Origin of the sequence: Proteus sp. fly-1067, assembly GCF_040139345.1 — a bacterium.
Lineage (GTDB): Bacteria > Pseudomonadota > Gammaproteobacteria > Enterobacterales > Enterobacteriaceae > Proteus > Proteus vulgaris_B.
Window position 1 is genome coordinate 217718 of sequence record NZ_JBEEUL010000001.1, and the last position, 26588, is coordinate 244305.

Annotated in this window: 22 protein-coding genes and 1 tRNA gene; 16 read left to right on the forward strand and 7 right to left on the reverse strand. The window is 35.1% G+C overall.

The annotated features are described in order from the left end of the window. From ABN217_RS01035 to fliZ, 4 genes are all read left to right on the forward strand, one after another. Positions 1–718 (forward strand): flagellin (locus ABN217_RS01035; RefSeq protein WP_349440565.1); only part of this gene is annotated, 718 nt, incomplete at its 5' end. Positions 719–856: 138 nt separating this feature from the next. Next, entirely contained in the window at positions 857–1963 is a 1107-nt protein-coding gene (locus ABN217_RS01040; protein ID WP_349458976.1) for a FliC/FljB family flagellin, read from the forward strand. Between the two features lie 440 nt (positions 1964–2403). Then, positions 2404–3126, forward strand: a complete 723-nt coding sequence (locus ABN217_RS01045) for an RNA polymerase sigma factor FliA (protein ID WP_036912728.1) — start codon at positions 2404–2406, stop codon at positions 3124–3126. 58 nt (positions 3127–3184) lie between these two features. Next, positions 3185–3715 carry a flagella biosynthesis regulatory protein FliZ gene (fliZ, locus tag ABN217_RS01050; RefSeq protein WP_006533125.1) on the forward strand — a complete coding sequence of 177 codons (531 nt, stop codon included), beginning with the start codon at positions 3185–3187 and terminating at the stop codon, positions 3713–3715. A gap of 458 nt (positions 3716–4173) precedes the next feature. On the opposite strand, the gene putA is transcribed toward fliZ, so the two are convergent. Beyond that, entirely contained in the window at positions 4174–8136 is a 3963-nt protein-coding gene (gene putA / locus ABN217_RS01055) for a trifunctional transcriptional regulator/proline dehydrogenase/L-glutamate gamma-semialdehyde dehydrogenase (RefSeq protein ID WP_197269061.1), read from the reverse strand. A gap of 467 nt (positions 8137–8603) precedes the next feature. Between putA and putP the strand changes: the two genes are divergently transcribed. Further along, positions 8604–10088, forward strand: a complete 1485-nt coding sequence (putP, locus tag ABN217_RS01060; protein WP_196553694.1) for a sodium/proline symporter PutP — start codon at positions 8604–8606, stop codon at positions 10086–10088. A gap of 100 nt (positions 10089–10188) precedes the next feature. Here the strand turns inward: putP and ABN217_RS01065 are convergent, their stop codons facing one another. Both ABN217_RS01065 and ABN217_RS01070 read right to left on the reverse strand, forming a co-directional pair. After that, positions 10189–11034 carry a hypothetical protein gene (locus ABN217_RS01065; RefSeq protein ID WP_196553693.1) on the reverse strand — a complete coding sequence of 282 codons (846 nt, stop codon included), beginning with the start codon at positions 11032–11034 and terminating at the stop codon, positions 10189–10191. 275 nt (positions 11035–11309) lie between these two features. Continuing rightward, positions 11310–12143, reverse strand: a complete 834-nt coding sequence (locus tag ABN217_RS01070; RefSeq protein WP_196553692.1) for a hypothetical protein — start codon at positions 12141–12143, stop codon at positions 11310–11312. A gap of 143 nt (positions 12144–12286) precedes the next feature. Between ABN217_RS01070 and ABN217_RS01075 the strand changes: the two genes are divergently transcribed. The 6 genes from ABN217_RS01075 (at position 12287) to ABN217_RS01100 (ending at position 19179) form a co-directional block, all read left to right on the forward strand. Then, the gene (locus ABN217_RS01075) at positions 12287–12733 is read left to right on the forward strand and encodes a DUF6386 family protein (protein ID WP_196553691.1); all 447 of its coding nucleotides are present in this window, start codon (positions 12287–12289) and stop codon (positions 12731–12733) included. Between the two features lie 504 nt (positions 12734–13237). Then, complete coding sequence (locus ABN217_RS01080; protein WP_072068492.1) at positions 13238–13768, forward strand: fimbrial protein; 531 nt, start codon at positions 13238–13240, stop codon at positions 13766–13768. Between the two features lie 60 nt (positions 13769–13828). Beyond that, on the forward strand, positions 13829–14557 hold the full coding sequence (locus ABN217_RS01085; RefSeq protein ID WP_196554036.1) for a fimbrial biogenesis chaperone: 729 nt from the start codon (positions 13829–13831) through the stop codon (positions 14555–14557). Positions 14558–14573: 16 nt separating this feature from the next. After that, positions 14574–17102, forward strand: a complete 2529-nt coding sequence (locus ABN217_RS01090; protein WP_196554037.1) for a fimbria/pilus outer membrane usher protein — start codon at positions 14574–14576, stop codon at positions 17100–17102. Continuing rightward, on the forward strand, positions 17099–18478 hold the full coding sequence (locus ABN217_RS01095; protein ID WP_231619280.1) for a fimbrial protein: 1380 nt from the start codon (positions 17099–17101) through the stop codon (positions 18476–18478). Before ABN217_RS01090 ends, ABN217_RS01095 begins: the two co-directional genes overlap by 4 nt. Before the next feature lie 2 nt (positions 18479–18480). Then, positions 18481–19179: a fimbrial biogenesis chaperone gene (locus tag ABN217_RS01100; RefSeq protein WP_196554038.1), complete on the forward strand. Its 699-nt coding sequence runs from the start codon at positions 18481–18483 to the stop codon at positions 19177–19179. A gap of 237 nt (positions 19180–19416) precedes the next feature. Here the strand turns inward: ABN217_RS01100 and ABN217_RS01105 are convergent. Further along, positions 19417–19492 (reverse strand) — tRNA-Lys (locus tag ABN217_RS01105). 259 nt (positions 19493–19751) lie between these two features. Between ABN217_RS01105 and cycA the strand changes: the two genes are divergently transcribed. The 3 genes from cycA (at position 19752) to ABN217_RS01120 (ending at position 22916) form a co-directional block, all read left to right on the forward strand. Further along, complete coding sequence (cycA, locus tag ABN217_RS01110; protein ID WP_196554039.1) at positions 19752–21164, forward strand: D-serine/D-alanine/glycine transporter; 1413 nt, start codon at positions 19752–19754, stop codon at positions 21162–21164. A gap of 305 nt (positions 21165–21469) precedes the next feature. Further along, complete coding sequence (locus ABN217_RS01115; protein ID WP_115349971.1) at positions 21470–21904, forward strand: universal stress protein; 435 nt, start codon at positions 21470–21472, stop codon at positions 21902–21904. Positions 21905–22097: 193 nt separating this feature from the next. Further along, complete coding sequence (locus ABN217_RS01120; protein WP_196554040.1) at positions 22098–22916, forward strand: MBL fold metallo-hydrolase; 819 nt, start codon at positions 22098–22100, stop codon at positions 22914–22916. A 73-nt stretch (positions 22917–22989) separates the two neighbouring features. Here the strand turns inward: ABN217_RS01120 and ABN217_RS01125 are convergent, their stop codons facing one another. Beyond that, complete coding sequence (locus tag ABN217_RS01125; RefSeq protein WP_023581863.1) at positions 22990–23574, reverse strand: GrpB family protein; 585 nt, start codon at positions 23572–23574, stop codon at positions 22990–22992. Between the two features lie 250 nt (positions 23575–23824). Beyond that, positions 23825–24271: a universal stress protein gene (locus tag ABN217_RS01130; protein ID WP_197269065.1), complete on the reverse strand. Its 447-nt coding sequence runs from the start codon at positions 24269–24271 to the stop codon at positions 23825–23827. A gap of 236 nt (positions 24272–24507) precedes the next feature. Here ABN217_RS01130 and psiE point away from each other — a divergent pair, with 236 nt between their 5' ends. Next, positions 24508–24921 carry a phosphate-starvation-inducible protein PsiE gene (psiE, locus tag ABN217_RS01135; RefSeq protein ID WP_072068485.1) on the forward strand — a complete coding sequence of 138 codons (414 nt, stop codon included), beginning with the start codon at positions 24508–24510 and terminating at the stop codon, positions 24919–24921. Positions 24922–25058: 137 nt separating this feature from the next. Continuing rightward, the gene (gene rlmA / locus ABN217_RS01140; RefSeq protein ID WP_196554041.1) at positions 25059–25874 is read left to right on the forward strand and encodes a 23S rRNA (guanine(745)-N(1))-methyltransferase; all 816 of its coding nucleotides are present in this window, start codon (positions 25059–25061) and stop codon (positions 25872–25874) included. A 94-nt stretch (positions 25875–25968) separates the two neighbouring features. Here the strand turns inward: rlmA and mntP are convergent, their stop codons facing one another. Continuing rightward, positions 25969–26556, reverse strand: coding sequence for a manganese efflux pump MntP (gene mntP / locus ABN217_RS01145; RefSeq protein WP_196554042.1), 588 nt, complete (start codon positions 26554–26556; stop codon positions 25969–25971). Positions 26557–26588 lie beyond the last annotated feature (32 nt).

Sequence of the window (26588 nt, forward strand, 5' to 3'; positions counted from 1 at the left end):
ACAAATTGGGGCAAATGATAAAGAACAAATTAGTGTTAATCTGAAAAAGATGGATGCCACTACTTTAGGGATTGATAAATTAGATTTGACCGCTAAACCAAGCAGTTTACATGGGAGTTCAACTACGACAGTTTCTGTCTCCGATGGCGATACTCCTCCTAAATATCAAGATGTTGATATCGATACAGCATCACTTAAAACAGGTTTAGCAGCAGGTGAATCTTTAGAAGGTGTTTACTATGCGTTGGATGCCAATGGTAAAGAAGATAAAACCCAATTGGCAATCGAAATAAAAGATAAAAATGGGGATGTTAAAACGTATAAAGCAACGCTGGATACAACGGGTGCTGTCGATACATCAACGCATAAATTTACAGTTGGTGGTAAAGTGGTTTTATCACAAGGCGCTGAAATTAAAGCATCTTCAACACCACCAACCATTAATGATGCACCGTTAAAAGGATTAGACGATGCATTAGCGCAAGTGGATAGCTTACGTAGCTCAATGGGGGCTGTTCAAAACCGTTTAGAATCGACTGTGAATAATCTAAACAATACTGTGACTAATTTAACTGCAGCAAACAGCCGTATTTTAGATGCCGATTATGCCACAGAAGTGTCTAATATGAGTAAAGGTCAAATCTTACAACAAGCCGGTACTTCGGTATTAGCGCAAGCAAACCAATTACCACAAAATGTATTATCACTATTAAGATAATAAAATAATAAAGAACAATTAGGCTGATTAATTTTTAGATAGAGGATCCAGATCCTTTGCTATTTAAAAGTTAATTCAGCCTATATTTTTAAATAGCGTATTTTTATTTTAGCTATTAATAAATGTAGAGTAATAACAATGGCACAAGTTATTAAAACAAATATCTTATCACTCACAACGCAAAATAATTTAAATCGTTCTCAAAGTGCATTGAGCAATGCCATTCAACGTTTATCTTCGGGTTTACGCATTAATAGTGCGAAAGATGATGCTGCAGGTCAGGCAATTTCAAACCGCTTTACCGCCAATACTCGAGGTTTAACCCAAGCCGTACGTAATGCGAATGACGGTATTTCGATTGTACAAACTGCCGAAGGCGGATTAAATGAAATTAATGACAACTTACAGCGTGTTCGTGAGTTAATCGTACAAGCAAAGAATGGTTCAAATTCCATTACAGATCTCAAATCGATCAAAGAAGAAATCAAACAACGTACTGCTGAAATTAATCGTATCTCTGAACAAACCCAATTTAATGGTGTTCATGTTTTGAATGATGATAATGAAATGACCATTCAGATAGGAACAAATGATAATGAAGTGATTAGATTTAAGTTAGATAAAATCAATAGTAATACTTTAGATATTGCAAACAATAAGTTATTAACAACATCAACAGTAAGAAAGGGTGAAACAAAAATAGGAGCAATTATTGATCCAAGCACACTCGGTATTAGCGGTATTACAGATTATAAAACAGGTTATTTAGTCGGTGAATATATTCTTGATGGTAAAGTGGTAAAAGATAAATATATTGCGGTATCAGGTAACCGATGGTACTTAGTGTCTGCGGGAGCTTTTGAAGCTGATGCAACAGATAAAACTAAACTCGTCATAAAAGCGAGTGCAATGGGTCCTGCTAATAACTTTACCCCTAGTGCAGGGCGTCTGGTTGAAGCTTTCAGTGTTAATGATGGTGCTCTTGCAGCGTTAGATTTTGCAATTAGTAAAGTAGATAACGCTCGTTCTGCATTAGGGGCTGTTCAAAATCGTTTAGATTCGGCGGTCAATAACCTGAATAATACGGTGACTCATTTAACGGCGACTAACAGTCGTATTTTAGATGCCGATTATGCCATGGAAGTCTCTCATATGAGTAAAGGACAAATTTTGCAACAAGCGGGAACCTCGGTATTAGCGCAAGCAAACCAGTTACCTCAAAATGTATTATCACTGTTGCGTTAATCCTCTTCATCCTTCTGATAAAACAGATAAGTCATTCGATAATTTCCTGTGTGTTTTATCATCAATGTAATAGTTTTTTTAATTAATCATTTGTGAGTATTTCAACTCGCTATTAAGACGCTAAAATCGCATAAAAGAAAATGCTCTGATTTATATGTTATTTTTTTATGAACAGAATGCGTATTTGATGCGCTAATTTCTTTTAATGAGATAAATTATCAATTTAATTAACGGTTTTTCTAAGGATTAGCTGTGTATGTTTTAAGGTAAAGTAGTTCTCGTAATGCAATGACAAATTAATTTATCAATGAAAACCCAATTTTTGCCGAAAATTTGGCATAGGTGAAAAAGAGGCGCTTTTGTTTCACTGTTCAGCCGATTGCTAAATTTATTTCGCCAGATAATGGTTTCCGGTCTTTTATCCAAAGGTGTCTTTTGTTGTGAGTGATTTGTATACCGCCGAAGGCGTGATGGACAAAAATAGCCTCTGGGAGCGATATGTCCCGTTGGTTCGCCATGAAGCATTACGATTACAGGTCAAGTTACCTGCGAGTGTTGAATTGGATGATCTTTTGCAAGCGGGTGGGATTGGGTTATTAAACGCTGTTGAGCGTTATGACTCAATGCAAGGTGCTGCCTTTACCACTTATGCTGTTCAACGTATCCGTGGCTCTATGTTAGATGAGCTACGTAGTCGAGACTGGGCGCCACGTAGTGTGCGTCGCAATGCAAGAGAAGTGACTCATTCTATTCATCAATTAGAGCAGGATCTAGGACGACCCCCATTAGAACAGGAAGTTGCTGATCATTTGCAGATTGAATTAGCAGAATACCGGCAGATCCTATTGGATACAAATAACAGCCAATTGTTCTCTTATGACGAATGGCATGAAATTTACGGTGAAAGCTGTGAACCGTCTCAAGACGAAGATCATGATGACAATCCATTACAGATGTTATTAGAAAGTGATATTCGCCAAAGAGTCATAGACGCGATAGAATTGCTTCCCGAAAGGGAAAAAATGGTTCTTACTCTGTATTATCAGGAAGAACTTAATTTGAAAGAAATAGGCGCAGTGCTTAATGTCGGGGAATCCCGCGTAAGCCAGCTACACAGCCAAGCCATAAAAAGGCTGCGAGCACGCTTAAACCCAGAGAAATAGAAGTTTTGCTTATTTTTGTTTTTGTTTATTAAGACTACAACACAGGGCTTTATCTCTTATGTCTGTTTCAACACAAAAGAAACGGCCGCTAAGCCGTTACATTAAAGACTATAAACACAGCCAGACTCATTGTCTACATTGCCACAAGGCGCTTGATCGGATCTCTCTCGTATTCAATCGCCAAGTTATCAATAAAGAAGCCATTTCTGAAATGACGGATTTAATTGATGATGAAACGTGGGAAACGTTACAAGAGAAGTTTTCTGCGCTATGCCGTTTTTGTAGTGAGATTTACTGTAATAGTGAAACTGACTACTTTGACATTATGTCTTTTAAGCAGTATTTGTTTGAACAAACGGAGATGAGCCACAGTACTGTTCGTGAGTATGTGGTTCGTTTACGTCGGCTCGATGAATTACTGACTTCAACTAATTTTCCTCGTCAAGAATTTACGACAGAGAAAATTCAGTCAGACCTGAGTAAAAAGCTCACTCCCTCTGCATTTAGTAACTACAATATTGCGCTACGTAAGTACGAGCAATATCTCGATTGGTGTCAAGAGCCACCATCGATGAATAGCAGTCACTAATTGCGCTCAAGAGAGACCTTAAAAGGAGTAGCCTAGCCTACTCCTTTTTCTTTTGACTTAATTCAAGTTCCTTTCTGTTTCTTCTTACTTAATCTCTTTGTTGTTTTTCAATTTCTTTATTTATCGATGATTAAATACAATATTGTGTTTATAAATGCCATTAACATGACATTTGTAAGTAAAAAAAAACGCCCCGAAGGGCGTAACTTTTAAGGTATACATAACGATATAATTCAATCAACTTCTAGGTTTTGGTTGACTTGGCGACAAGTATATTTACTAATTCAATAGTCGGCGATGGATAAATATAAAAAGAGTGAGAATAGTCACAGCATTAAGATAAATATCTATCTGGGCTATTTTTTATAAGCATTAGATTAATAAAAGAAAAAACCACCTTTAATCAAAGCTTTTTTAAAGGTGGTCTCAAAATAAAAAGAGAAAAAGAGGAGAGCTAATTAACTAATGGTCATTAAACTTGCATTACCACCGGCGGCCGCAGTATTAATGCTTAACGCTCTTTCATGTAATAAACGCTCTAACAATAAGCCCGTTTCACCTCGTGAAAATCCTTGAACAGAGATTATTGCCCCTTTGCGTTGAGCAATTTTCTGGCAAGTTTCACGTAATTGATCACCATCACCATGATAAATAACAGCATTTATTTTTGATGGTTCCTCAGCCCAGTTTTCAGTGAGTGTAATTGCTTTTCTGACAATATCAGGTAATTCACGGTATGTTTTTTGTGAGAACGAGCTATTGACGATAATGGCATGGCAACCCGAGGCGAGAACACCGGCTATTTGGGTTAGAACATCTTGCTCATTATCTGAAATACAAAGCACATTACCGCAAGGAACTAATTGGTAAGTATTACGTTCGCCAGTAGGGCCAGGTAATATACGTAATGTCCCTGCTTGGGATGCAAGTGCATATTTTTCTAAGGCTTCATAGTGTAATTTATCTGCTTTGTTTGATAACCATTCCATATATTTATTGTAAGTTTGTAAATTACGCATAGAAGTATCAAGCGGGAATGTTTCATCTTGACGCGCCAGTGTTTGCGTTGCTGCATTTTCAGGGCGTTTGGATAATAAGCGATACAGATAAACAGGGCCACCCGCTTTCGGGCCTGTACCAGATAATCCTTCACCACCAAAGGGTTGAACGCCGACAACCGCACCAACCATATTACGGTTTACATATAAATTCCCCACTTTGGCATTTGATGCAACATAAGCGATAGTCTCATCAATTCTTGTATGAACGCCCATTGTTAAGCCATAGCCTGTCGCATTAATCTCTTCGAGTAATGCAGGTAAATCTTGGCTTGCATAACGTACAACATGTAATACAGGGCCAAAAATTTCCCTTTTTAGAGAACTGACTTTATCTAATTCAATTAAAGTAGGTTGAACAAAAGTACTGTTATTTTCAATTTGTTTTGGCAGGTTATTGTATGAGGCTTGATAAATGTCGTAACCTGCTGTGCGCATAACTTGAATATGTTTCTCAATACCTATTTTCGCTTCTTTATCAATAACAGGGCCAATATCGGTGGATAATAAACTCGGATCACCTATTATCGCTTGTGCCATTGCTCCTTTAAGCATCTCAATGGTGTGATCTGCTACTTCTTCTTGAATACATAAAAGACGTAACGCAGAACAACGTTGACCCGCACTATCATAAGCTGAAGCCATAACATCCGTAACAACCTGTTCGGTTAATGCAGAAGAATCCACAATCATGGCATTTAAACCACCAGTTTCTGCAATTAAAGGAACAGGGTGACCTTCGCTATCTAATCGACCAGCTAAGGTTTTTTGTAAAATATGTGCAACATCTGTCGAGCCTGTAAACATCACACCACGAACACGTTCATCAGCCACTAAACGTGCGCCAATCGTTTCGCCTTGACCCGGTAAAAGCTGTAATGCAAAGCGAGGAACACCAGCTTGAAGGAAGAGTTCAACTGCTTTTGAAGCTATTAAAGGAGTTTGCTCTGCAGGTTTAGCAAGTACGGTATTACCTGCGGCTAACGCTGCTGCGATCTGTCCGCTGAATATGGCTAATGGGAAGTTCCATGGGCTGATACAAACCACAGGCCCTAAAGGGCGATGTGTATTGTTATCAAAATCTTGTGCAACTTGCGCCGCATAGTAATAGAGGAAATCAATCGCTTCTCGTACTTCTGCAATGGCATTGCTATAAGTTTTGCCCGCTTCACGCACTAAAATTCCCATTAATGGCCCCATTTGTTGTTCCATTAATTCCGCAGTGCGAACTAAAAAAGAGGCTCTTTGTGTAGGAGGCGTTGCAAACCATATTTCTCCATTTTCTTGAGCAACGGTTAAAGCAAAATCTACCTCGGCTTCAGTGGCTTCTCTTACCGTACCCACTATATCAGTATGATTTGCTGGGTTTAAAACAGATTGAAGCGCTTGTGTTTTTTCTGAAGAATTAAACGTATCACCTAACAACGGTTCACAATGTCTATTTTCAGTGGCAGAGGTTAACAATGCACTAGAGAGTGATGCCAAACGGTGTTCATTTGACATATCAATACCTGGTGAGTTCTTACGCTCATCACCATAAAGCTGATGAGGAAGTGGAATTTTAGGGTGTGAAAGCCCAATTTGCCCCTCAGCTTGTGCCATTTTATTGACTTCTTTGACCGGATCAGCGACCAACTCATCAAGGGAAATAGTGGTATCCGCGATCCGATTTACAAATGAGGTATTGGCTCCATTTTCAAGTAAACGACGCACTAAATAAGCGAGTAACGTCTCGTGTGTTCCTACTGGTGCATAAATGCGGCAAGGACGACCCAACTTCCCGTCTGCTATTTTTCCTACAACTTGTGCATAAAGAGGCTCACCCATGCCATGTAAACACTGGAATTCATATTGCCCGGGGTAATAGTTTTGTCCTGCCAAATGATAAATTGCAGAAAGGGTGTGTGCGTTATGTGTTGCAAATTGAGGATAAATAAAGTTAGGCGACGCAAGTAGTTTCTTTGCACAAGCCAAATAGGAAACATCGGTATACACTTTACGAGTATAAACAGGGTAATCCTCAAGACCATCAATTTGAGCACGTTTTACTTCGCTATCCCAATATGCGCCTTTAACTAAACGGATCATTAAGCGACGACGGCTACGACGAGCTAAATCGATGACATAATCAATGACTAATGGGCAACGCTTTTGGTAGGCTTGAATAACAAAACCAATCCCATTCCAACCTGCTAATTCAGGCTCAAAACAGAGCTTTTCAAGGAGATCGAGTGAAATTTCAAGTCTATCCGCTTCTTCAGCATCAATATTAATACCGATATCATATTGTTTTGCTTGTAATGTTAATGAGAGTAGGCGAGGGTAAAGCTCTGACATAACACGTTCATATTGTGCACGGCTATAGCGAGGGTGTAATGCTGAAAGCTTGATAGATATTCCTGGGCCTTCATAAATACCTCTACCATTAGACGCTTTGCCAATGGCGTGGATAGCTTGCTGATAAGAAACTAAATAATCTTGTGCATCTTTTTCTGTTAATGCCGCTTCTCCTAACATGTCATAAGAGTAGCTAAAGCCTTTCTCTTCAAGCTTACGAGCATTTGCTAATGCTTGAGAAATAGTTTCACCTGTAACGAATTGCTCCCCCATTAAACGCATGGCCATATCAACGCCTTTACGTACTAATGGCTCACCACTTTTGGTCAAGATGCGATTCAAAGAGTTAGAGAGTTTTTCTTCATTATGTGTAGAAACTAATTTACCTGTGAATAATAAGCCCCATGTCGCTGCATTCACAAACATCGATTGGCTTTGTCCTAAGTGTGAGCGCCAATTACCATGACTAATTTTGTCACGAATAAGGGCATCACGTGTGGCTTTATCGGGAATACGCAGTAACGCTTCCGCTAAACACATTAAAGCTACACCTTCTTGTGAAGAAAGTGAAAATTCTTGTAATAAGCCTTGTACAAGTCCTGAACGCCCAATGCCATTTTTTTGTTTACGTAATTTTTCGGCAATGGAATAGGCTAATTTATGCGTTGCTTGGGCTTCATTTTCAGGTAATGTCGCTTGTTGCAATAGCATAGGAACAGCCTGTATTTCAGGAGTACGATATGCAGAGGTAATAGCAGAGCGTAAAACAGATTGCGGGTGAATATGTTCAGCAAACTCTAAAAAAGGCTGATAATGAGCTGTTGGTGTTTCAGTCTCTCCTTCAAGATCTTGTTCAGCAAATGTTGTATTACTAATATTCACCTGATCATTTTCAATTTGTTCAAGATAATTGAAGATAGCTTGTTTAATTAACCAATGCGATGTTCTATCTAATTTTTGTGCAGCCTCTTTTAATCTATTGCGGGTATCTTCATCAAGTCTAACACCCATTGTTGTGCTACTCATGCAGTGCTCCTCATATTCTATTTCTCATTCACAAGTACTGTTACCCGTTATTTTTATTAATATCATTCATGTTGCAACTTTGTGCAACATTGTTAACAATTTATTTATAAATAATGTGAAAGTGGTCAGGTTTTATGTGTGATTAAAAATGAATCAATTTATATCTCTTTATATATCTATATAAATCAATTAATTATATTTATTTTATTGATGTTTATATTTATAATGTTGTTCAAATTAAGACAAATAGTGTGAAGTCATATACAAAAATTAAACATTTAAACGTTAATTTCTTGTTAAATGCAGTTAACCTATTCTAGGATTGATGTGAATGTTTTATCTGTTGCTGTAAGAAATTATTTTAATTAAAAACTGAAAAGATCATTAATGCGCAACGAAGTGCAACGTTCCTGTACAAGTCAGAAGCATATCGATGATCGAAAACAGATTTATGGAGAACTGCAATTATGGCTCTAACTTCGCCAATGCTAATTACATTTACGATCTATATTCTGGGTATGCTTTTTATTGGCTATCTAGCTTATCGCTCAACAAAAAACTTTGATGACTATATTTTAGGGGGGCGACGGCTAGGCAGTGTAGTGACTGCGCTTTCAGCGGGTGCTTCAGATATGAGTGGATGGCTATTAATGGGATTACCCGGTGTAGTTTTTTTTGCGGGTATTTCAGAAAGTTGGATAGCTATAGGGCTCTGTTTAGGTGCATGGCTAAACTGGCGCTTAGTTGCAGGGCGTTTACGTTTGCAAACTGAAAAAAATAATAATGCATTAACGTTGCCTGATTATTTGACTTCGCGTTTTGATGATAAAAGCAAAATGCTACGCATTATTTCAGCATTAGTTATTCTTACCTTTTTTACTATCTATTGTGCATCTGGTGTGGTCGCTGGTGGAATGCTATTTGAATCAACCTTCCATATTCCTTATCACGAAGCAATGATTTATGGTGCACTTGCAACAATTGCCTATACTTTTTTAGGTGGTTTTCTTGCAGTAAGCTGGACTGATACCGTTCAGGCAACACTCATGATTTTTGCTCTGATCCTGACACCGATTATTGTGATTTTCTCCATTGGTGGCATTGATACTTCTATTGCAATTATTAAAGCTAAAGATCCGTCTTATCTTGATATGTTCAAGGGTCTTGATTTTATCGCCATTATCTCTTTATTGGCGTGGGGATTAGGTTACTTTGGACAACCTCACATCTTAGCGCGTTTTATGGCGGCTGATTCGAATCAAACAATTCGCAAAGCACGTCGTATCGGCATGACGTGGATGATCCTTTGTTTAGGCGGAACGGTTGCAGTTGGTTTCTTCGGTATTGCTTATTTTGAAATGAATCCGGCACAAGCAGGGGCTGTAACGGCGAAAAATGAACGTATTTTTATGGAATTGGCATCGTTACTGTTTAATCCATGGATTGCAGGTATTTTGTTATCAGCCATTCTCGCCGCCGTAATGAGCACATTAAGCTGTCAGTTGTTAGTGTGTGCAAGTGCCTTAACAGAAGACTTATATAAGCCTTTCATTCGTAAAAGTGCTAGTCAAAAAGAACTGGTTTGGGTAGGGCGTGGGATGGTGTTATTAGTGGCTGTTATTGCTATCTTCTTAGCTCGAGATCCTAATAATAAAGTCCTCGATTTAGTCAGTAACGCATGGGCTGGATTTGGTGCCGCTTTTGGCCCTGTCATTCTTATCTCTGTGATGTGGAAACGTATGACACGCAACGGCGCTTTTGCCGGAATGTTGATTGGTGCTTTAACGGTATTAGTGTGGATGCAATACAAGTGGTTTGGGTTATATGAAATTATCCCTGGCTTTGTTTTTGCTTCTATCGCCATCATTGCAGTAAGTCTTATGGGGAAAGTACCAAGTAAAGAGAACCAGCAACGTTTTGATGAAGCTGAAATGCAATACCGTAATACATAATAAAAATTTAACCAAGTTAAAGAGAGAAGGGCGTTTATTTAATAAATAAACGCCCTTTTTAAATATAATTATTTATACTGGGTAACTTTATAATTCAGAATTAATTTAAATTAACCTCTTCATAATACTCGAAACGATTATAAATAGTTGCTTTGCTAGTATCAATAAGCTCACCATTTTGTTTAATAGTACTAATTAAATCCCAGGTTAAACAATTATTATATTTATCCCATTCTCGACATGTTTGGTCATATTCTCTTATATCATCATAGAGGCTACTGAATAATTGTGTTTGATGTAATACTTTACCATCTGAGCCATAATTAAATTCTAATGTTATTTCATTGTTTTCAACTGTTTTTAATAAACGATCTTGTTTATCATAATGAAAATAGATGGTATTTCCTAAATTTTCAGTATCAGATTTAATCACCGTTTCTGAAGTGATTTTATTATCACTATAAGAAAATTGGCTTGTTTCAGAGCCCATTAATTTGCCATGCTCATCATAAAAATTAGAGACCTTATGTGTTAACTGATTTTGAGCATTTTCATGGTATAAGGTGTGTAAATATAAAGTATGAGTTCTATGGCGATTCTTTAGTTGATATTTAAATTTCATATCATAAGGCACTGACATTCTTAGAAGGTTGGTTTCTATATGTTCATGAATATATTCTTGTGTGGAAAAATCATACAGCATTAAACTTCCACATTCATCAAATTGAGCTTCACCTTTAAAAGCTTTAAATCTACCTTCGTGAGGCAATTGACTGCTTGTAATGACTGATTTCACTGGACCATTATAATAATCAAGCATACTAACCATATTCTTTGCTGAATTACTTTGTCTGTGTGTTTTATCGCACAAAGATCCTTTAGCAGAAGCTGAAAAACTTATGAGTGGTGTGCATAAAGAAAAAATAAAAAATAACTGTAATTTCATGTAATGAGCCATTTTGAAATTTTTATAAAAGGATGTTGTTTAATAGAAAGCGTCCATCATTATTTTCTAAGCAGTATAAAGGAAGATAATTTTCTTAGTAAGTATTACGCTATCATTAATTGATTTAAGTAGTTTTACATAAATTGCTTTTTGATGAAAGTGTTGATAACTACCTTATTGATATGTAGGTATATAAATAAAAAAATCAGTCTATTTTAGATAGTCTGATTTTAATATTATTTAGTTATCTATCAAAATAATAAAAAATATATAAATCACTCGTAGTAACTAAATTTATTATGAATAGTCGCTTTGCTATAATTAATAATTTCTTCATCAAACTTTATGGTACTTTCCAGTTGTTCTTCTAAGCAGTTATTGAAAGTATCCCATTCAATGCAAGTAGAAATAAATGCCTTGTCTTCCCCATTTATACCTTTGATATAATTTGATTGTTTAGTTATTTTCCCTTCAACATCATATTCATATTCCACATTAACTTTTCCATCTTCAATCACTTGTTGCAGTTTTCCTTGGGGATCATAAGAATACAATGTGGTGATAACATCAGACGTTGTTGCTGAAGATTGACTGATCTCTTTAATGATACGGCCCTCTTTATACTCAAATTGACTGGTAAACGTATCCATTAAAGCACCATCATGGGCATAGTATTGAGTGATTTTTTTATTGAGTCGGTTCTGTTCATCTTTAAGATAGGTTTCTTGCATATAGATAGAATGTGAACCATAGGCATTTTTTAGCTGAAATTGATATCGAGTAACAGAAGGGTTATCGGGGGATGTTCTTATCAAATTCGTTTCTACATTACCTTCAAAGTATTCTTGCATTGATGTACTGTCTTTAAGCAAGTTTCCACATCCATCAAGCTGAATTTCACCTTTTAATGCCTTAAATCGTCCATCATCAGGAATAGTGCTTGTCATGATGACTGATTTAACAGGGCCATTATAAGAGCTGAGCAGCATAATGGTACTATTGGCAATATTGATCTGTTTTGCAGCATCAGTACATTGGTTTGAAGATGCAAACACAGAGAAAGATGAAACAGCATACAGTGACAAGGTAAGAAGTAATCGTGATTTCATAAGGCCATCCATGATAAAGCAGTGTATAAGATATAATGCAAGTATAGGTAATTACATTGACAAATAGTATAGATGAAATACTTTACTTGCTCATGCACCAAAATGGATAAAGTACTCATTTTAATTTTTTAATGGAAACACTAATGCCTACACATTTTTCCTTTATTACAGATACCGCCACTTTAGCCATTTTTGATCTGCAGGCTATCCAACATCGGAAATTAGATACAGCAGATTGGTGGTGTATCCCAGATGACGAATTAAAAGAAATGAATAAAGGAAATATTGCATTTATTGGATTGGGTGAAGATGGTTTATACACGATTAACCTATGTGAAAAAATAGAGAAACCGGATGTAAAAATAAAAATAAATTGCCCTTCTGGAAAAATATTCATAGGTGCAGGTGAAGATACGACAGGAGGGGATCTAGAACCTAATGATCCGGCATCTTGTTCAGGAGAGATTATTTTTTTACCGAAAGGAAATTATGAAGTCTCTTTAAGAAAAAAAAGTTATTCACTTTTTATTTCGATAATATCATGTAAATTAGAAAAAAATAGATTTAAAACAATAATACGTATTGATTAATAAAAATATAAATATCACTTTAAAATAATCGATATTTTATTAATTAAATTTAACTAATTAACTATTTTTAAATATTACATTGATAAATAGTTTATTGTTGTTAATAAAACTATAAATAATTAAATAAATTTATTCTTTAAGTAGAGATAAGGATCGTTGATTGACTTCTAATAAAAATGATAAATATTAAATAAAATAAAGAAAGGTTATTTTTAATATTAATCTTAATATTTTTAATTAATTAAATTTTAATTGAAATTTAATCTAAAAAAGAAAATCAAAATAAGAATGATATTGTAAATTATATAGGTATAAATACTTATTTTAATAGTAAAGTAGTTGCGTGTTTAGAGTGAATAAGTAGATAATCATAATTACTTACATATTATTACGTAATAAATATAGAATAATGTTTTTTATAAACTACATTATTCGATGTCCTATTTATATATTACAACCACCATAAGCCAGTCTTATTTAGATATATTACCGGAGAGTTTTACTATGAATAAAATACTTCTTGCTACTATGATCGCAGGTATTTTTTCTACCACTGCTTTTGCTGCTTCAGATAATACTATTCGTTTCCAAGGTGAAGTTTCTGATGAAACATGTACTGTCACCGTTAATGGCAACTCTGCATTACCAGTTGTGTTATTACCCACAGTACCAGTGACTGCGTTAGACACAGCAGGCAAAACAGCAGGACAAACACCTTTTACTATCGCGGTAAGTGGTTGTACAGGTACTAAAGGAACTGATACAAATATTAAAACGATTTTTGTTGCCAATAATCTAACCACTGAAGGTCGTATTGGTAACTCTGCTGCTAATAACAATGTCAGTTTAGAAATCATCGATCCTGCAAACACAGGAACAAAAATTGATTTAACCGGTGTAGGTAATGATGGGCTGGTATTAAAAGCCAATGAAGAATCTGCATCTTATGATTATGCGGTTCGTTATTATGCTGATGATGTGGCCACAGCAGGTAAAGTAGAAGGCAGTGTGCAGTATTCTATCTCTTATCAATAATATTACTATGTCTCCTTTATATAAAGGAGACATTTTTTGATTATATAAGAGGAAGATAAAATGATAAAAAAAATAATTATGCTCATTGCAGTTCTTTTTTTAAGTTATAGTACAGCGGCTTTTTCAAGTGTTACGATGCTAAAAACCCGAATTATTTATTCTTCAGACTCACGTTTTGAAGTTTTAAAATTTATGAATAATGATGATATTCCTTACATCATGCAAATATGGGCGGATAAAAACAATCCAAATTCAACGCCGGATAATGCGGATGCTCCTTTTATAATTCAACCTCCCGTTTTTCGTATCGATCCTAAAATAGGGCGAGATGCCCGATTGATTTATATAGGAGAAGGTCTTCCTCAAGATAAAGAATCCCTTTTTTATTTAAATATCGCCCAGATCCCACCTAAAAATCTAAATCAAGATATCAAAGAAGGTAATAGTTTTACTGTTATTGTGCATCATAGATTAAAAATATTTTATCGTCCTAGCGCAATTGAATCACAGATCAATAATGTTGAAAAACAAATAACCTTTTTAAAAGACACTAATGGCAATATAACAGTTAAGAATAGCTCACCTTTCTTTGTATCATTTGCTTCGTTAGAAGCCACAAATACGTCAGGACAAAAATTTGCATTTAAGTCTACTATGATTTCTCCGCTCTCTACAGAAACTTTATTATCAGAGACAAACAATAAACTTTCATTCTCACCCGATAAGATAACTTATAAATATCTTAATGATTTAGGTGGACAAAATAGCGCAACATATTTAATTCATTAATTTAAATGGCATTGAAATGAAATTAACAGAAAAAAGAGTGGCTAAATTAAACAAGAAGTTAAGATTAATATTCTTAATTAGCTCCTTTACTTTTGTTATTCATACAATGCCTTTAGCTATTGCTGATGAGTATGAATTTGATCCTGCTTTATTATTAGGCAATAAAAACAATATTAATATGAATCAACTTCATGACAGTAATTATCTCTCTCCCGGTGATTACGATGTTGATATTTATATTAATAATCGTTTTGTAGAAAGAAAAACGATTAAATTTAAGTTAAATGATAACGATAAAGTGTTGCCTTGTTTTACGCTTAAGCAAATTGATGAAATGGGAATTTTGTTGAGCGATATAATGAATAATGAGAATACGCAATGTTTGTCATTAAACCAGATCAATAAAAATATCGTAGATACTTTTGACGCTGCAAACTTCAGAATAACGATAGCGGTACCACAAATCTTATTAAAGAGAATACCGCAAGGTTATGTTAATGAAGCGGATTTAGATGCAGGAAATACGATGCTGTTTACCAACTACACTGGTAACTATTATAAAAATAAATCGAGAGGGCAAACCTCAGACTATGGATTTGCAAGTGTTAATCTGGGCGTCAACTTAGGAACATGGCAATTTCGGCAACAAGCTTCTTATTCTTATAATTCTTCAAAGGCGGGGAGTGATAGTGATTTTAATTGGATAAGAACTTATCTACAAAAACCGATACTCTCATTAAAATCGACACTAGTGGTGGGAGATATTTATACGGCAGGTACACAGTTTTCTAGTTTGGCATTTAAAGGGATCCAATTGATGTCTGATGAAAGAATGCTGCCTGATTCACAAAAAGGGTATGCACCTGTTATCAGAGGTATTGCCACCACTACGGCGAGAGTGGTAGTAAAACAAAATGGCACTGAGATTTATCAAACGACAGTGTCTCCTGGTCAATTTGAAATTAATGATCTTTATCCCACTAGTTATGAAGGTGATTTGCTTGTCGAAATACATGAAGGAAATGGCAAAATCTCTTCTTTTACCGTGCCTTTTAGCGCATTACCCGAATCAGTCAGGGCGGGGCGGTTTAAATATAATTTCACCGCTGGAGAAGTGAATAATTTTGGCTCCGAAAATAGCTATTTTTCGGATCTTGCTTTGCAATACGGTTTAAATAATACCGTAACATTAAATACAGGATTACGTGTTGGGCATCAATATCAGGCAATATTTGCTGGTTCTGTTATTGCAACTAAATTAGGGGCTTTTGGATTTAATAGTGCGCTTTCTAATGCTGAGATTAATGGTAAAAATTATCAAGGTGGACGATTAGGTATGAGTTATAGTCGTACTTTTAGTCCAACAAATACGGTTATTACATTGGCGGGTTATAAATATTCAACAGAAAATTTTCGTGAATATAATGACGTATTAGGTTTAAGAAAAAGTGCAAATGATGGCATGATTTGGAATTCCAATAGCTATAATCAAGAAAGCCAATTTACACTAAGCGTGAATCAAGCTTTAGATAAATGGGGACAGCTTTATATTTCTGGTTCCATCAGTAATTATTATGGTAATAAAGGGCATGATGCACAATATCAAATCGGATATTCCAATACTTATAAAGATATCGCTTACAATATTGCCTATAGTCGCCAAAAAACAGGGCAGATGATTGCCAATAATACATTCACATCAACAAAAACAGACTCTATTTCAGAAGATATGATTATGGTTTCTGTTTCTATGCCATTAGGGATGTCTGATTATTCACCAATGTTATCATTATCATCAAGTCATGCGAGTGATGACTCTAGTTATCAAGCTAACCTCTCAGGTTTGTTAGGTGAAGACAAAACGTTATCTTATAGTGTAAATACTGACTATGACACGCAAAACAGAGCAATAGGTAGCGGTTTACATGTGATTAAACAACTGCCATTTACGACACTATCAGGCAGTATTTCAAATGGTAAACATTACACTCAAGGGAGTATTGGTGTTCAAGGCGCATTGGTTGCTCATAGTGGTGGTGTAACATTAGGACCTCGTATTAGTGAATCATTTGCATTAATTGAAGCAAAAGGTGCGAATGGCGCGAGTGTAAGTAACGGAATGGGATCTAAAATTGACTATTTTGGTTACGCTATTGTGCCATCTCTGGTTCCTTATCAATATAACAATGTCAGTTTAGATGGGAAAAATATTCAAAATAATAATATTGAGCTTTTAGAAAATACGAAACAAATTGCGCCATATTCTGGGGCTAGCACTAAAATAGTATTTAAAACGCGAGTCGGATATCCTGTATTAATTGGTGTTAAACCAGAAACTCAGCTAGCACTGGGTGATAATGTTTACGATAAAGAAGGTCATATTGTCGGTATGGTTGGGCAAAGTAACCAAGTTTATGTTCGGGTTGAAAATAGAGAAGATACATTAATTGTTGGGAAAGAAGCAAATAGCTGTAAATTAACTTACTCAATACCCGAAGAAAAAGAAGCCGATAAACTTATTTTATTATCAGGTCAATGTTTATGAAATTAAATTGCCACTACTTTTCGTTTAAAACAGCTATTTTATCCGTGTTAATGTTGATCCCAACTTTTGTTTCTGCAACCTGCTATAAAATAACGACAACAAACACTAATCCTAGAAGCAATTATTATACAGAGCCTGGTAAAGGGACGGCAAAAAGTTGGGCTGGCGCGCGAGATGATTCTGGATCTATGGGTACAACTCCCAAAGTTATTAATGTTAATAATGATCAGTTCCAGCCTCCGGGTACTTTAGTCGCAAGTGGTTTTGTTTCTATGTTAGATGCTGGTTATGAAACGTATGATCCTGAGCAAATACTATTTCGCTGTACAGCAGATGAGGAAGGAAAATTAAGAGAGTTCTATTCCACTAATGGCGATTATGCTTATGGTGGTAATAAATTAGTTAATCCTGCATTAGGATTAAATGAAACTTATATTAGCCTTGCTAGAGGATTAGGCATCCGTATTAAAAATACCATAACCGGTGAATATTACAGCCGTTACTGGAAATCTCGTCCATTAACTAATTTAGACCGAGATAGCCAAAATTGGATCTTAGTAAAAGCCAAGGATTTCTCAAATATGGAAGTTGAGCTTTTTAAAATTAACTATGAAAGAACAGGGGATATGCCACCTGCGCAATCAAGTAGCGGATTAATTACCTTTGTTAACCAACCTGCCGGTTATATTGCCTTTCAGAGTTCTAATTATTCATATTTATTAAAAGATGGCAGTGATCATGCCTCAAATTATCATGGCTTTTATGCTTATTGGCCGGCTTCTGTAAATATGTCTCGTCGTATTTATATTCGAAATGCAGCAACTTGTTTTGTGCGTAATGTTACACCTTATGTGTCATTTCCATTAGTTACCGTTAATGAATTGGCAAGTGGAAAAAAAGTTACATTACCTATCGATATTAATTTCTATTGCCAAATAGCGAGTCCGGCTAATGATGGAGTAGGAAATATGTTAACAGGTACGGGAACCGGTCAAACTGCAATGGGTTTTTTACCTCGTCCTGCTAATGTTAATAAAGCTATTGAGTTAGGGTTAACAGTGCCTAATGGAGGCGCTATCACGCATTTAGTCACGGATGGGTATGGAACTAATAATAATATGGCAAAAGGTGTCGGGGTAAGAATATATAGACCTAATGGCATGCCATTAAATTTATTATCGACTTTGGCGAGTGAAGGGCAAGGCGAAGCCTATGGCTGGTATTCTGTATTAGAGGATGCGCAATCACTCTCTTATAATAATGGTGTCTCTGAGTTAACAAAAACGCTGTATGCCTCATTGGAAGCATTACCGAGAGAGCAGATCACAATGGGTAAATTTAGTGCCACATTACAAGTTATTATACAGGTGCAATAATAATGAAGCGATTTAGGTTATTTATTTTATTACTCTGTATTCCTATTTTTGCGAATATTGTGAAAGCAGATTTAGCATTAGAAGGTTCTAGAGTTATTCTTTATCACTCTGATAGAGAGGCTTCATTTAAGATAAAAAATGATGGCGAATTTCCGGTTATAATCCAAACATGGGTTGATGATGGAAATCCTGAAAATACACCAGAAACGATAACTGATGTTTCTGCTTTATCTTTACCTCCTGTATTGCAACTACAACCTAATAACTCACAATTAATTCGAATAATTAATAAATTTACGCATACAGACAAAGAAAAAGAAGCACTTTATTGGCTCAATTTATATGAAATAACACCCAAGCCAGTAAATAAAAAAGAAGATGAAAACTTAATTAATGTTGTGGTGAGATTGCAAATAAAAGTATTTTATCGCCCTGATCATTTAGTGATGAATATTTCAGAAGTTAGCCAATCGCTTATCTTCACGAAATCAGATAAACAATTAACAATCGAAAATCCTACGCCGTTTTATGTCACGATAAAATCTGCATCTGGTGAACATAATCCTAATATCATTATTCCTATGTTAGCACCCTTTTCAAAACAGCAAGTAACATTAGCCAATGAAAAAATAAACCAAATCAGCTATGTGCTTATCGATGATTTTGGTAGTGAATTTCAAAGTAAACAGGAGATGAAGTAGGGTTTTAGTGATTTATTTTTAGATTGTTCTATTAATTAGATATATATTTTATTTTAAATATCAGGAATTAGATATTGTTTGTATAAGCTTTATACCAAGATTGAGTTAATAATACACTTTGCTTATTAATCGTAAATATAAGGCAAAAAAAGAGCCATTTTGTCGCCATTTTCTTTCAGATACAAAAAAGCCACTTATTGCTAAGTGGCGTAAATGTCTGATTTATCAGCTTAAATTTGGTGGGTCGTGGGAGGCTCGAACTCCCGACCAATTGATTAAGAGTCAACTGCTCTACCGACTGAGCTAACAACCCGATGCGCAGATTATTCTCCTCTCAAAAGCGATGGTCAAGCCCTTATTTTAATTTTTTTTCAAATGGATAAAATATCGCCAGATAAATTAAAGAAAGGATCTTATCTGGTTATCAAAGCATCATTCATTTTACTAAAAGTGATCTTTTCATTACTTACACTGAGATTTGTGTCACAATAATTTCGCAAACATATTGCCACGTCAAAAAATAAAATAGTGGCAAAACAACATCAAAAATATGAACACATTTCAGGTATGGTATGGAAGAGCAAACAGAAATTTCTCCTCCCGCTAGAGTGAAAAATGCCACTCTACAACGCGGGCTAACAAATCGTCATATTCAATTAATTGCTATTGGTGGAGCTATTGGTACTGGTCTATTTATGGGATCAGGGAAAACCATTTCATTAGCTGGGCCATCAATTATTTTCGTCTATATGATAATTGGCTTTGTCCTGTTCTTTGTTATGAGAGCTATGGGAGAGTTGTTATTATCAAATTTAGAATATAAATCATTTAGTGATTTTGCGGGTGATTTATTAGGGCCTTGGGCGGGCTTTTTTGTCGGTTGGACCTACTGGTTTTGTTGGGTTATTACGGGTATTGCCGATATTGTTGCTATAACGTCTTATATTAGTTATTGGGCGCCTAATTTTCCTGAATGGGGCACATCGTTTATTTGTGTGCTGACATTGCTTATTTTGAACTTAGCAACAGTAAAACTGTTTGGGGAAATGGAGTTTTGGTTCTCCATGATAAAAATAACAGCTATTGTTTCTTTGATCATTGTGGGGATTGTTCTCATTAGTATTGGATTTGAATCTCCAGCGGGACATACCGCGGCATTAGAGAATATTTGGAATGATGGGGGAATGTTCCCTAAAGGGCTAAGTGGTTTTTTTGCAGGCTTCCAAATCGCTATTTTTGCTTTTGTCGGAATAGAATTAGTAGGAACCGCAGCTGCTGAAACTCGTGATCCAGAAAAATCATTGCCTAAAGCCATTAACGCTATTCCTATTCGTATTATTACTTTCTATGTGCTGGCATTAGCAATTATTATGTCAGTCACACCATGGCGTTCTATTTTGGCGGATAAAAGCCCCTTTGTGGAATTATTTGTCATGATAGGAATACCTGCAGCTGCAAGTTTGGTGAACTTTGTCGTATTAACGGCCGCTGCGTCTTCTGCTAATAGTGGTATATTTTCTACAAGCCGTATGTTATTCGGTTTATCAAAAGAGGGCGAAGCACCAAAGCAGTTTAGCCAATTATCTAAGCGGGCTGTACCTGCCAATGGGCTGTTATTCACCAGTTTATGTTTATCATGTGGGATCGTATTAATTTACTTTATTCCCGATGTTATGCATGTATTTACCTTAGTAACAACAGTGTCGGCGTTATTATTTATGTTTATTTGGAGTATGATTTTATGCTCTTATTTAGCGTATCGTAAAAAACGCCCTCAGTTGCATGAGAAATCTATTTATAAAATGCCATTAGGTATTCTGATGTCGTGGCTATGCCTGACTTTCTTTGTCTTTATGACGGTGTTATTAGCTTTTGAACATGATACTCGCCAAGCGTTAAGTGTGACGCCATTGTGGTTTATTGCACTGGCTATAGGCTATCAATATGTTAAAAAGAACAAACAGAAAAAGAATGTTCAAAAATAAAACATTAATCACGCAATGAAAGAGAAAAGCCTTATTTAATTTTATAAGGTTTTTTTTTGAATTTTTTATTACTGATAAAGTAATTATTTTATAAAAATTTATAATCTAAAATAAAGATATTATATTTATATACCCATAATTGCCTTATAGTCTTAGTTATTAATTTAATAAGTGTATATTTTATTATTTACTGAGTGAAAAATAGGCATTATTTTGGGGTAATAAAATATTTTTAAAATATGTTAACTACATCCGGTAATTTTTTAAAAATACACTATCCTACAATTAAAATAAAAGGAGGCGGTATGTATAAGAATATTTTGGTTCCCATTGATATTGATGAAGATAACCTAATGAACAAAGCAATTCCGTTAGTGGAAAATATTGCAAAAAATGAAGATCCTTATGTTCATTTTTTGTATGTACTCCCGAAACTTCCACAATCTTCTTATTATCGACTTGTTATGAATGGCGATCAATTAGATCAAGGTTGCCTAAAAACATCAGCTGAAAAAGAGCTAAAAAAAATTATTGAACGGTTTGATTTACCTGAAGACAGAATGCAAACTCATATTTGCATAGGAACACCACGAGATGCCATATTGCAGATCGCAGATGAAGTAAACGCAGATCTAATCGTGATTGGCTCTCATAATCCTGAAGATGATTCTTATCATATTGGTTCAACAGCTGCTGATATTACACGCTACGCTAAACGCTCTGTTATGGTGGTGAGATAAGACTTAGTAGGCTGTATATTGCATAAGAGTAACTGCCATTTATAACAATACCGCTGTTATATTTCATTTTTATATAACAGCGGTTGTGTAATGAGATTGCGAGGATCGCACAAACCAATGGTTTTTATATTTGAAACACTTCCTTTTTTAATTACTATAAGCCATCTTCTAATAACGATAATCATCAAAACTCATGTTAAGAATTACTGCATTACTAGAAAATAAATCAGTCAATCCTGAGCTTCATTACTATCCTGGCTTATCATTATTATTAGAAGATGATGAGTGCCAAGCTAAAATACTTTTTGATACGGGAAAAGATTTTACCTTTGCTTCAAATGCGAAAAAGATGGGGATTGATTTAACTACATTGAAAACAATTGTTGTCTCTCATGGGCATTATGATCATTTTGGTGGACTTACGCATTTACCAGTAGGCTTTTTCTCCAATAAGCCACGAGTTATCGCTCATCCTCATCTATTTTCCGTTCGTTATTCAGCACTTTTTTTAGGTAATAAAAATATTAAATTTAAACGATTAGCTCCTTTTTTTGATCGCAAAAAACTTGAAACACAATTTTCTTTTGAATTAACAGAAGTTCCTTTAACAATTGAGAAGAATTTCATTTATTCAGGACAAGTAACACAACGCCAAGTGAGTAAACGCTATGGTGTTATTATTCATGAATTAGGCGAAGAAGATGATTATGTTCTTGATGATAGCTTTCTTGTTTGGCAAGGGAAAAAAGGTCTAGTGATTATCACCGGTTGTAGCCATTCGGGGATTGAATCCATCATTGGGCATGCAAAAAAAATAACCGGAAATAACCAAATTCAAGCGATTGTAGGAGGATTGCATTTACGTTGTGCAACACCCTCTGCATTACAACGTGCTAAAAAAGCCATAGATGAAAATATCGATGTGTATGGATGTCATTGTACGGGAGTATTAGGGCGAAAATACCTTAATGCAAAAGATTTTAATGCAGGGCAATCTTTATCTTTTGAATAAAAATAAACAGCAAAATTTATATCCTCACTTTAGAATAGTGTGAGGATATGAAGTAAAAAAGAGAATAAGTCGTTCAAAGGGAATCAAAAATTCGCTGATAAATCATTTTTACGATGTGATCTTTTTTCTGATTATATTGATGTACATTTTCAACATCTTCTTTTGCACTGAGTTTTGCATCTATATATAACTCTCTATCTTCTTTATGATTAATTAACCAATCTCTAAATAAAATATGTCTAAGATGCTCAGGGCAATTAGGTGCAAATACATGTAGATTCACATTAGGTGTTTCTAGTTTTAACATACGATGTTGATACCATGAAGGTTCTCTCACCGTAAGTTTATAGCCTAACTGATTTAACCAAGGAATATAGCTTGGTTCATCAGCAGGATCAGCAACAATTAAATCAATATCAATGATCGGTTTTGCATTTAACTCAGGTACTGCTGTTGATCCTATATGCTCAATAGCTAGGCATTTATCTTTTAATTTTTGGATAATCTGTTCTTTTTGTTGATTAAATAATGTTACCCATAATTTATTATATGGCTCAATCGTTATTACACTTGGTGTTGGTTTGCCATTTACCCATGGATTTTCATCAGGAGAACCTTCTTCAAAGGTACTGATTTTCTGTTTTAGATCTTGATTCATAAATATCTCATTTAAGGTTTTGGCAGATAGAAAATGAAAATAAATTTATTGAAATTACATTTAGGATAAAAGCAGAAGTTGCGATAAAAAAGAGATGAAATTTTTGTTTTTTGACCTGCATTCTAGCAAGTTAACTATTTAAAATGAAAAATTTAAGGTGCATTTAGTGCTATTTAGGCAGAAGATTAAACAATGCTTTTGGCAATAACTGATGCAGTATTATTGCCAAAAGAAGAGTGCATAAGTGGTTTTACTTGCGAATAACCATGACTGAACGTGAGGTGTTATTGACAATATAATCCGCTGTTGAACCCAGCAATATATTGCGTTGGTTACGTGAGCTTGAACCTATAATAATAGTATCTGCATCAATTTTTTCTGCTAACTCTAGAATATTATAATTAGGTGTGCCGATAACAGCATGGCATTGGTATTGCTCTTTAGGTAAGTTAAATTGTTGTTTTACACATTGCTCTAATTTTTCAGTTAGTAAAATTAGAGCTTGTTGCTTTTTCTCAACAACGGAAATGCTATCGCAATTAAGCCCATAAGCTTCTAAAGAGCGTAAATTAGGCATAACTGTAATAAAATGGAAATAATTTTCTGGTTTTGAGGCAAGGAAGTGAATATCAGCAATCATTCGTTGAATTCTGTTATCTTCTAATAAATCAATTGCAACAAGGTATTTGTTAGCCATAGTCTACCTTTTAAATAAATTAGCCCTTAAAGTAAGTATAAGTAAATTAGCTTACAAGTTGAAATTTAAAAGCAAATATTGCGATTATTGCATCATTATTTTGGGTTTTTAGGCTCTAAAAGATAAAAAAATGGTGTGGTGAACGAGTAAATCCTTTAAAATTTAGCCAATTGCCTAATCGCTATTTTTATTATTTTTACACATCCATGGAATGATCTCACTAGGTTATAGTTTATATGAGAAAATCAAGCGAAGACTTACTTAAATGTATTGCCACCATATTACAGTGGGTGCTTAATATTGGATTGCTTATTTTAGCAATTGTATTAGTCAGTTTTCTTATCAAAGAAACTTATGTAATTGCTTCATTATTATTTAATTTAGGTGCACAAGAGTCATCTTATCAATTACTAGAAGGCATTTTGATCTACTTTCTTTATTTTGAGTTTATTGCGCTTATTGTTAAATATTTTTTATCTGGTGGGCATTTCCCGCTTAGATATTTCATCTATATCGGTATTACTGCAATTGTGCGTTTGATTATTGTTGAACACAAAGATTCTGTGGATACTTTAATCCAATCAGGCGCAATTTTACTGCTAGTTATCGCATTATTTATTGCCAATACTGAAAAGTTAAAACGGACTTAAAAATCGATAATTTATGTTTACTTAGCTACTGAGCATAAAAAAACAGTCTTAAAAATAAAAATAAGGTTTCCGCAAGATTGAGAGAGGTATGTTATTATCTCTCTCAATTTTATTAGGGGTTATACAAAAATATTACTATGTCCTATCAATGTCCATTATGTCACCAGGCACTTTCTCTTCGGGCTCACAGTTGGGTATGTGAAAATAATCATCAGTTTGATTGTGCGAAAGAAGGGTATGTAAATTTACTACCAGTGCAATTTAAACGCTCGAAAGAGCCGGGTGATAGCGCTGAAATGATAAATGCTCGCCGTGAGTTTTTAGATGCAGGTTTTTATCAGCCAATGAGAGATAAAGTGGCTGATTTACTACAAACATTGTTGCCTATAGATAATAGTGTTGTATTGGATATTGGTTGTGGCGAAGGCTATTACACCCACCAGTTTTATCAAAATTTAAAATTACATAATCCACAAGTGTATGGCTTAGATGTTTCTAAAGTTGCGATTAAATATGCAGCTAAACGTTATTCATCTATCCATTTTTGTGTGGCTTCAAGCCAGCGTTTGCCATTTTGTGATGCTTCTTTAAATGCGGTTATTCGTATTTATGCACCTTGTAATAGTGATGAATTAGCCAGAGTTATTGTAAATAATGGATATATTATTACGGTCACTCCTGCACCTCGCCATTTATACCAGCTAAAAGCACTGATTTATTCAGAAGTACATCTTCATCCATTAAAAGAAGAACAATTTGATGGTTTTAATAAAGTGGCTGAACATCAAGTTGCTTATATGATGAATTTAAACGGTAAGCAGGCATTTGATTTATTACAAATGACGCCGTTTGCATGGCGAGCAAGTGAAGAAGTGAAACAGTCATTATCTGAAAGTGAACGTTTTGAATGTGAAACGGATTTTTTAATTCGTGTTTATCAACGTCGTGCTTAATAACGAAAAACAATAAATAATTTATGATGTAAATAAAAAAGCTTAGGCGTGATATCAAACCTAAGCTTTTTATTGTGTTCTGTTAAATTGGTAATTATTTAGCGTACATAAATAATTCAAGATGTTCGAATACAATATTAAAGCCGATAGCAATTAATACGATCCCACCAATAATTTCTGCTTTTTTCCCAAGCACTGGGCCAATATAGCGCCCAATTAGCATACCTAATGTTGCCATGATCATCGTCATCATGCCAATGGTCATCGCAGTATGAACAATATTTACTTGAAGGAATGCTAAACCAACACCAATTGCCATTGCATCAAGGCTTGTTGCTATGCCTGTTGCAATTAATGAGAGTGAGCCATGGCGTTGTGGTGCGTCGTCTTCGCAAGGACATTCATCACTACGTTTTAGGCTTTGATAAATCATACGGCTACCAAGAATAAATAATAGCCCGAAAGCCACCCAGTGATCCCATTGAATAATATATTGGCTAGTATATAAACCTAATGCCCAACCGATAACGGGTGTGCTGGCTTCAATAATACCAAATATAAATCCAGTACGGAGTGCTTCACGAAAACGAGGTTTATGTAATGTGGCACCTTTACAGACTGCAACAGCAAATGCGTCCATAGAAAGAGCAAGGGCGAGGATGATAGTAGCGTAGAAACTCATAATAAAGCCTCGGTTGGGGTATTTCCATATAC

Coding starts and splice junctions, on each gene's coding strand:
- ABN217_RS01040 (WP_349458976.1), top strand. CDS start 857: ATGGCACAAGTTATTAAAACAAATATCTTATCACTCACAACGCAAAAT.
- fliZ (WP_006533125.1), top strand. CDS start 3,185: ATGTCTGTTTCAACACAAAAGAAACGGCCGCTAAGCCGTTACATTAAA.
- putA (WP_197269061.1), bottom strand. CDS start 8,136: ATGAGTAGCACAACAATGGGTGTTAGACTTGATGAAGATACCCGCAAT.
- putP (WP_196553694.1), top strand. CDS start 8,604: ATGGCTCTAACTTCGCCAATGCTAATTACATTTACGATCTATATTCTG.
- ABN217_RS01065 (WP_196553693.1), bottom strand. CDS start 11,034: ATGAAATTACAGTTATTTTTTATTTTTTCTTTATGCACACCACTCATA.
- ABN217_RS01070 (WP_196553692.1), bottom strand. CDS start 12,143: ATGAAATCACGATTACTTCTTACCTTGTCACTGTATGCTGTTTCATCT.
- ABN217_RS01075 (WP_196553691.1), top strand. CDS start 12,287: ATGCCTACACATTTTTCCTTTATTACAGATACCGCCACTTTAGCCATT.
- ABN217_RS01080 (WP_072068492.1), top strand. CDS start 13,238: ATGAATAAAATACTTCTTGCTACTATGATCGCAGGTATTTTTTCTACC.
- ABN217_RS01085 (WP_196554036.1), top strand. CDS start 13,829: ATGATAAAAAAAATAATTATGCTCATTGCAGTTCTTTTTTTAAGTTAT.
- ABN217_RS01090 (WP_196554037.1), top strand. CDS start 14,574: ATGAAATTAACAGAAAAAAGAGTGGCTAAATTAAACAAGAAGTTAAGA.
- ABN217_RS01095 (WP_231619280.1), top strand. CDS start 17,099: ATGAAATTAAATTGCCACTACTTTTCGTTTAAAACAGCTATTTTATCC.
- ABN217_RS01100 (WP_196554038.1), top strand. CDS start 18,481: ATGAAGCGATTTAGGTTATTTATTTTATTACTCTGTATTCCTATTTTT.
- cycA (WP_196554039.1), top strand. CDS start 19,752: ATGGAAGAGCAAACAGAAATTTCTCCTCCCGCTAGAGTGAAAAATGCC.
- ABN217_RS01115 (WP_115349971.1), top strand. CDS start 21,470: ATGTATAAGAATATTTTGGTTCCCATTGATATTGATGAAGATAACCTA.
- ABN217_RS01120 (WP_196554040.1), top strand. CDS start 22,098: ATGTTAAGAATTACTGCATTACTAGAAAATAAATCAGTCAATCCTGAG.
- ABN217_RS01125 (WP_023581863.1), bottom strand. CDS start 23,574: ATGAATCAAGATCTAAAACAGAAAATCAGTACCTTTGAAGAAGGTTCT.
- ABN217_RS01130 (WP_197269065.1), bottom strand. CDS start 24,271: ATGGCTAACAAATACCTTGTTGCAATTGATTTATTAGAAGATAACAGA.
- psiE (WP_072068485.1), top strand. CDS start 24,508: ATGAGAAAATCAAGCGAAGACTTACTTAAATGTATTGCCACCATATTA.
- rlmA (WP_196554041.1), top strand. CDS start 25,059: ATGTCCTATCAATGTCCATTATGTCACCAGGCACTTTCTCTTCGGGCT.
- mntP (WP_196554042.1), bottom strand. CDS start 26,556: ATGAGTTTCTACGCTACTATCATCCTCGCCCTTGCTCTTTCTATGGAC.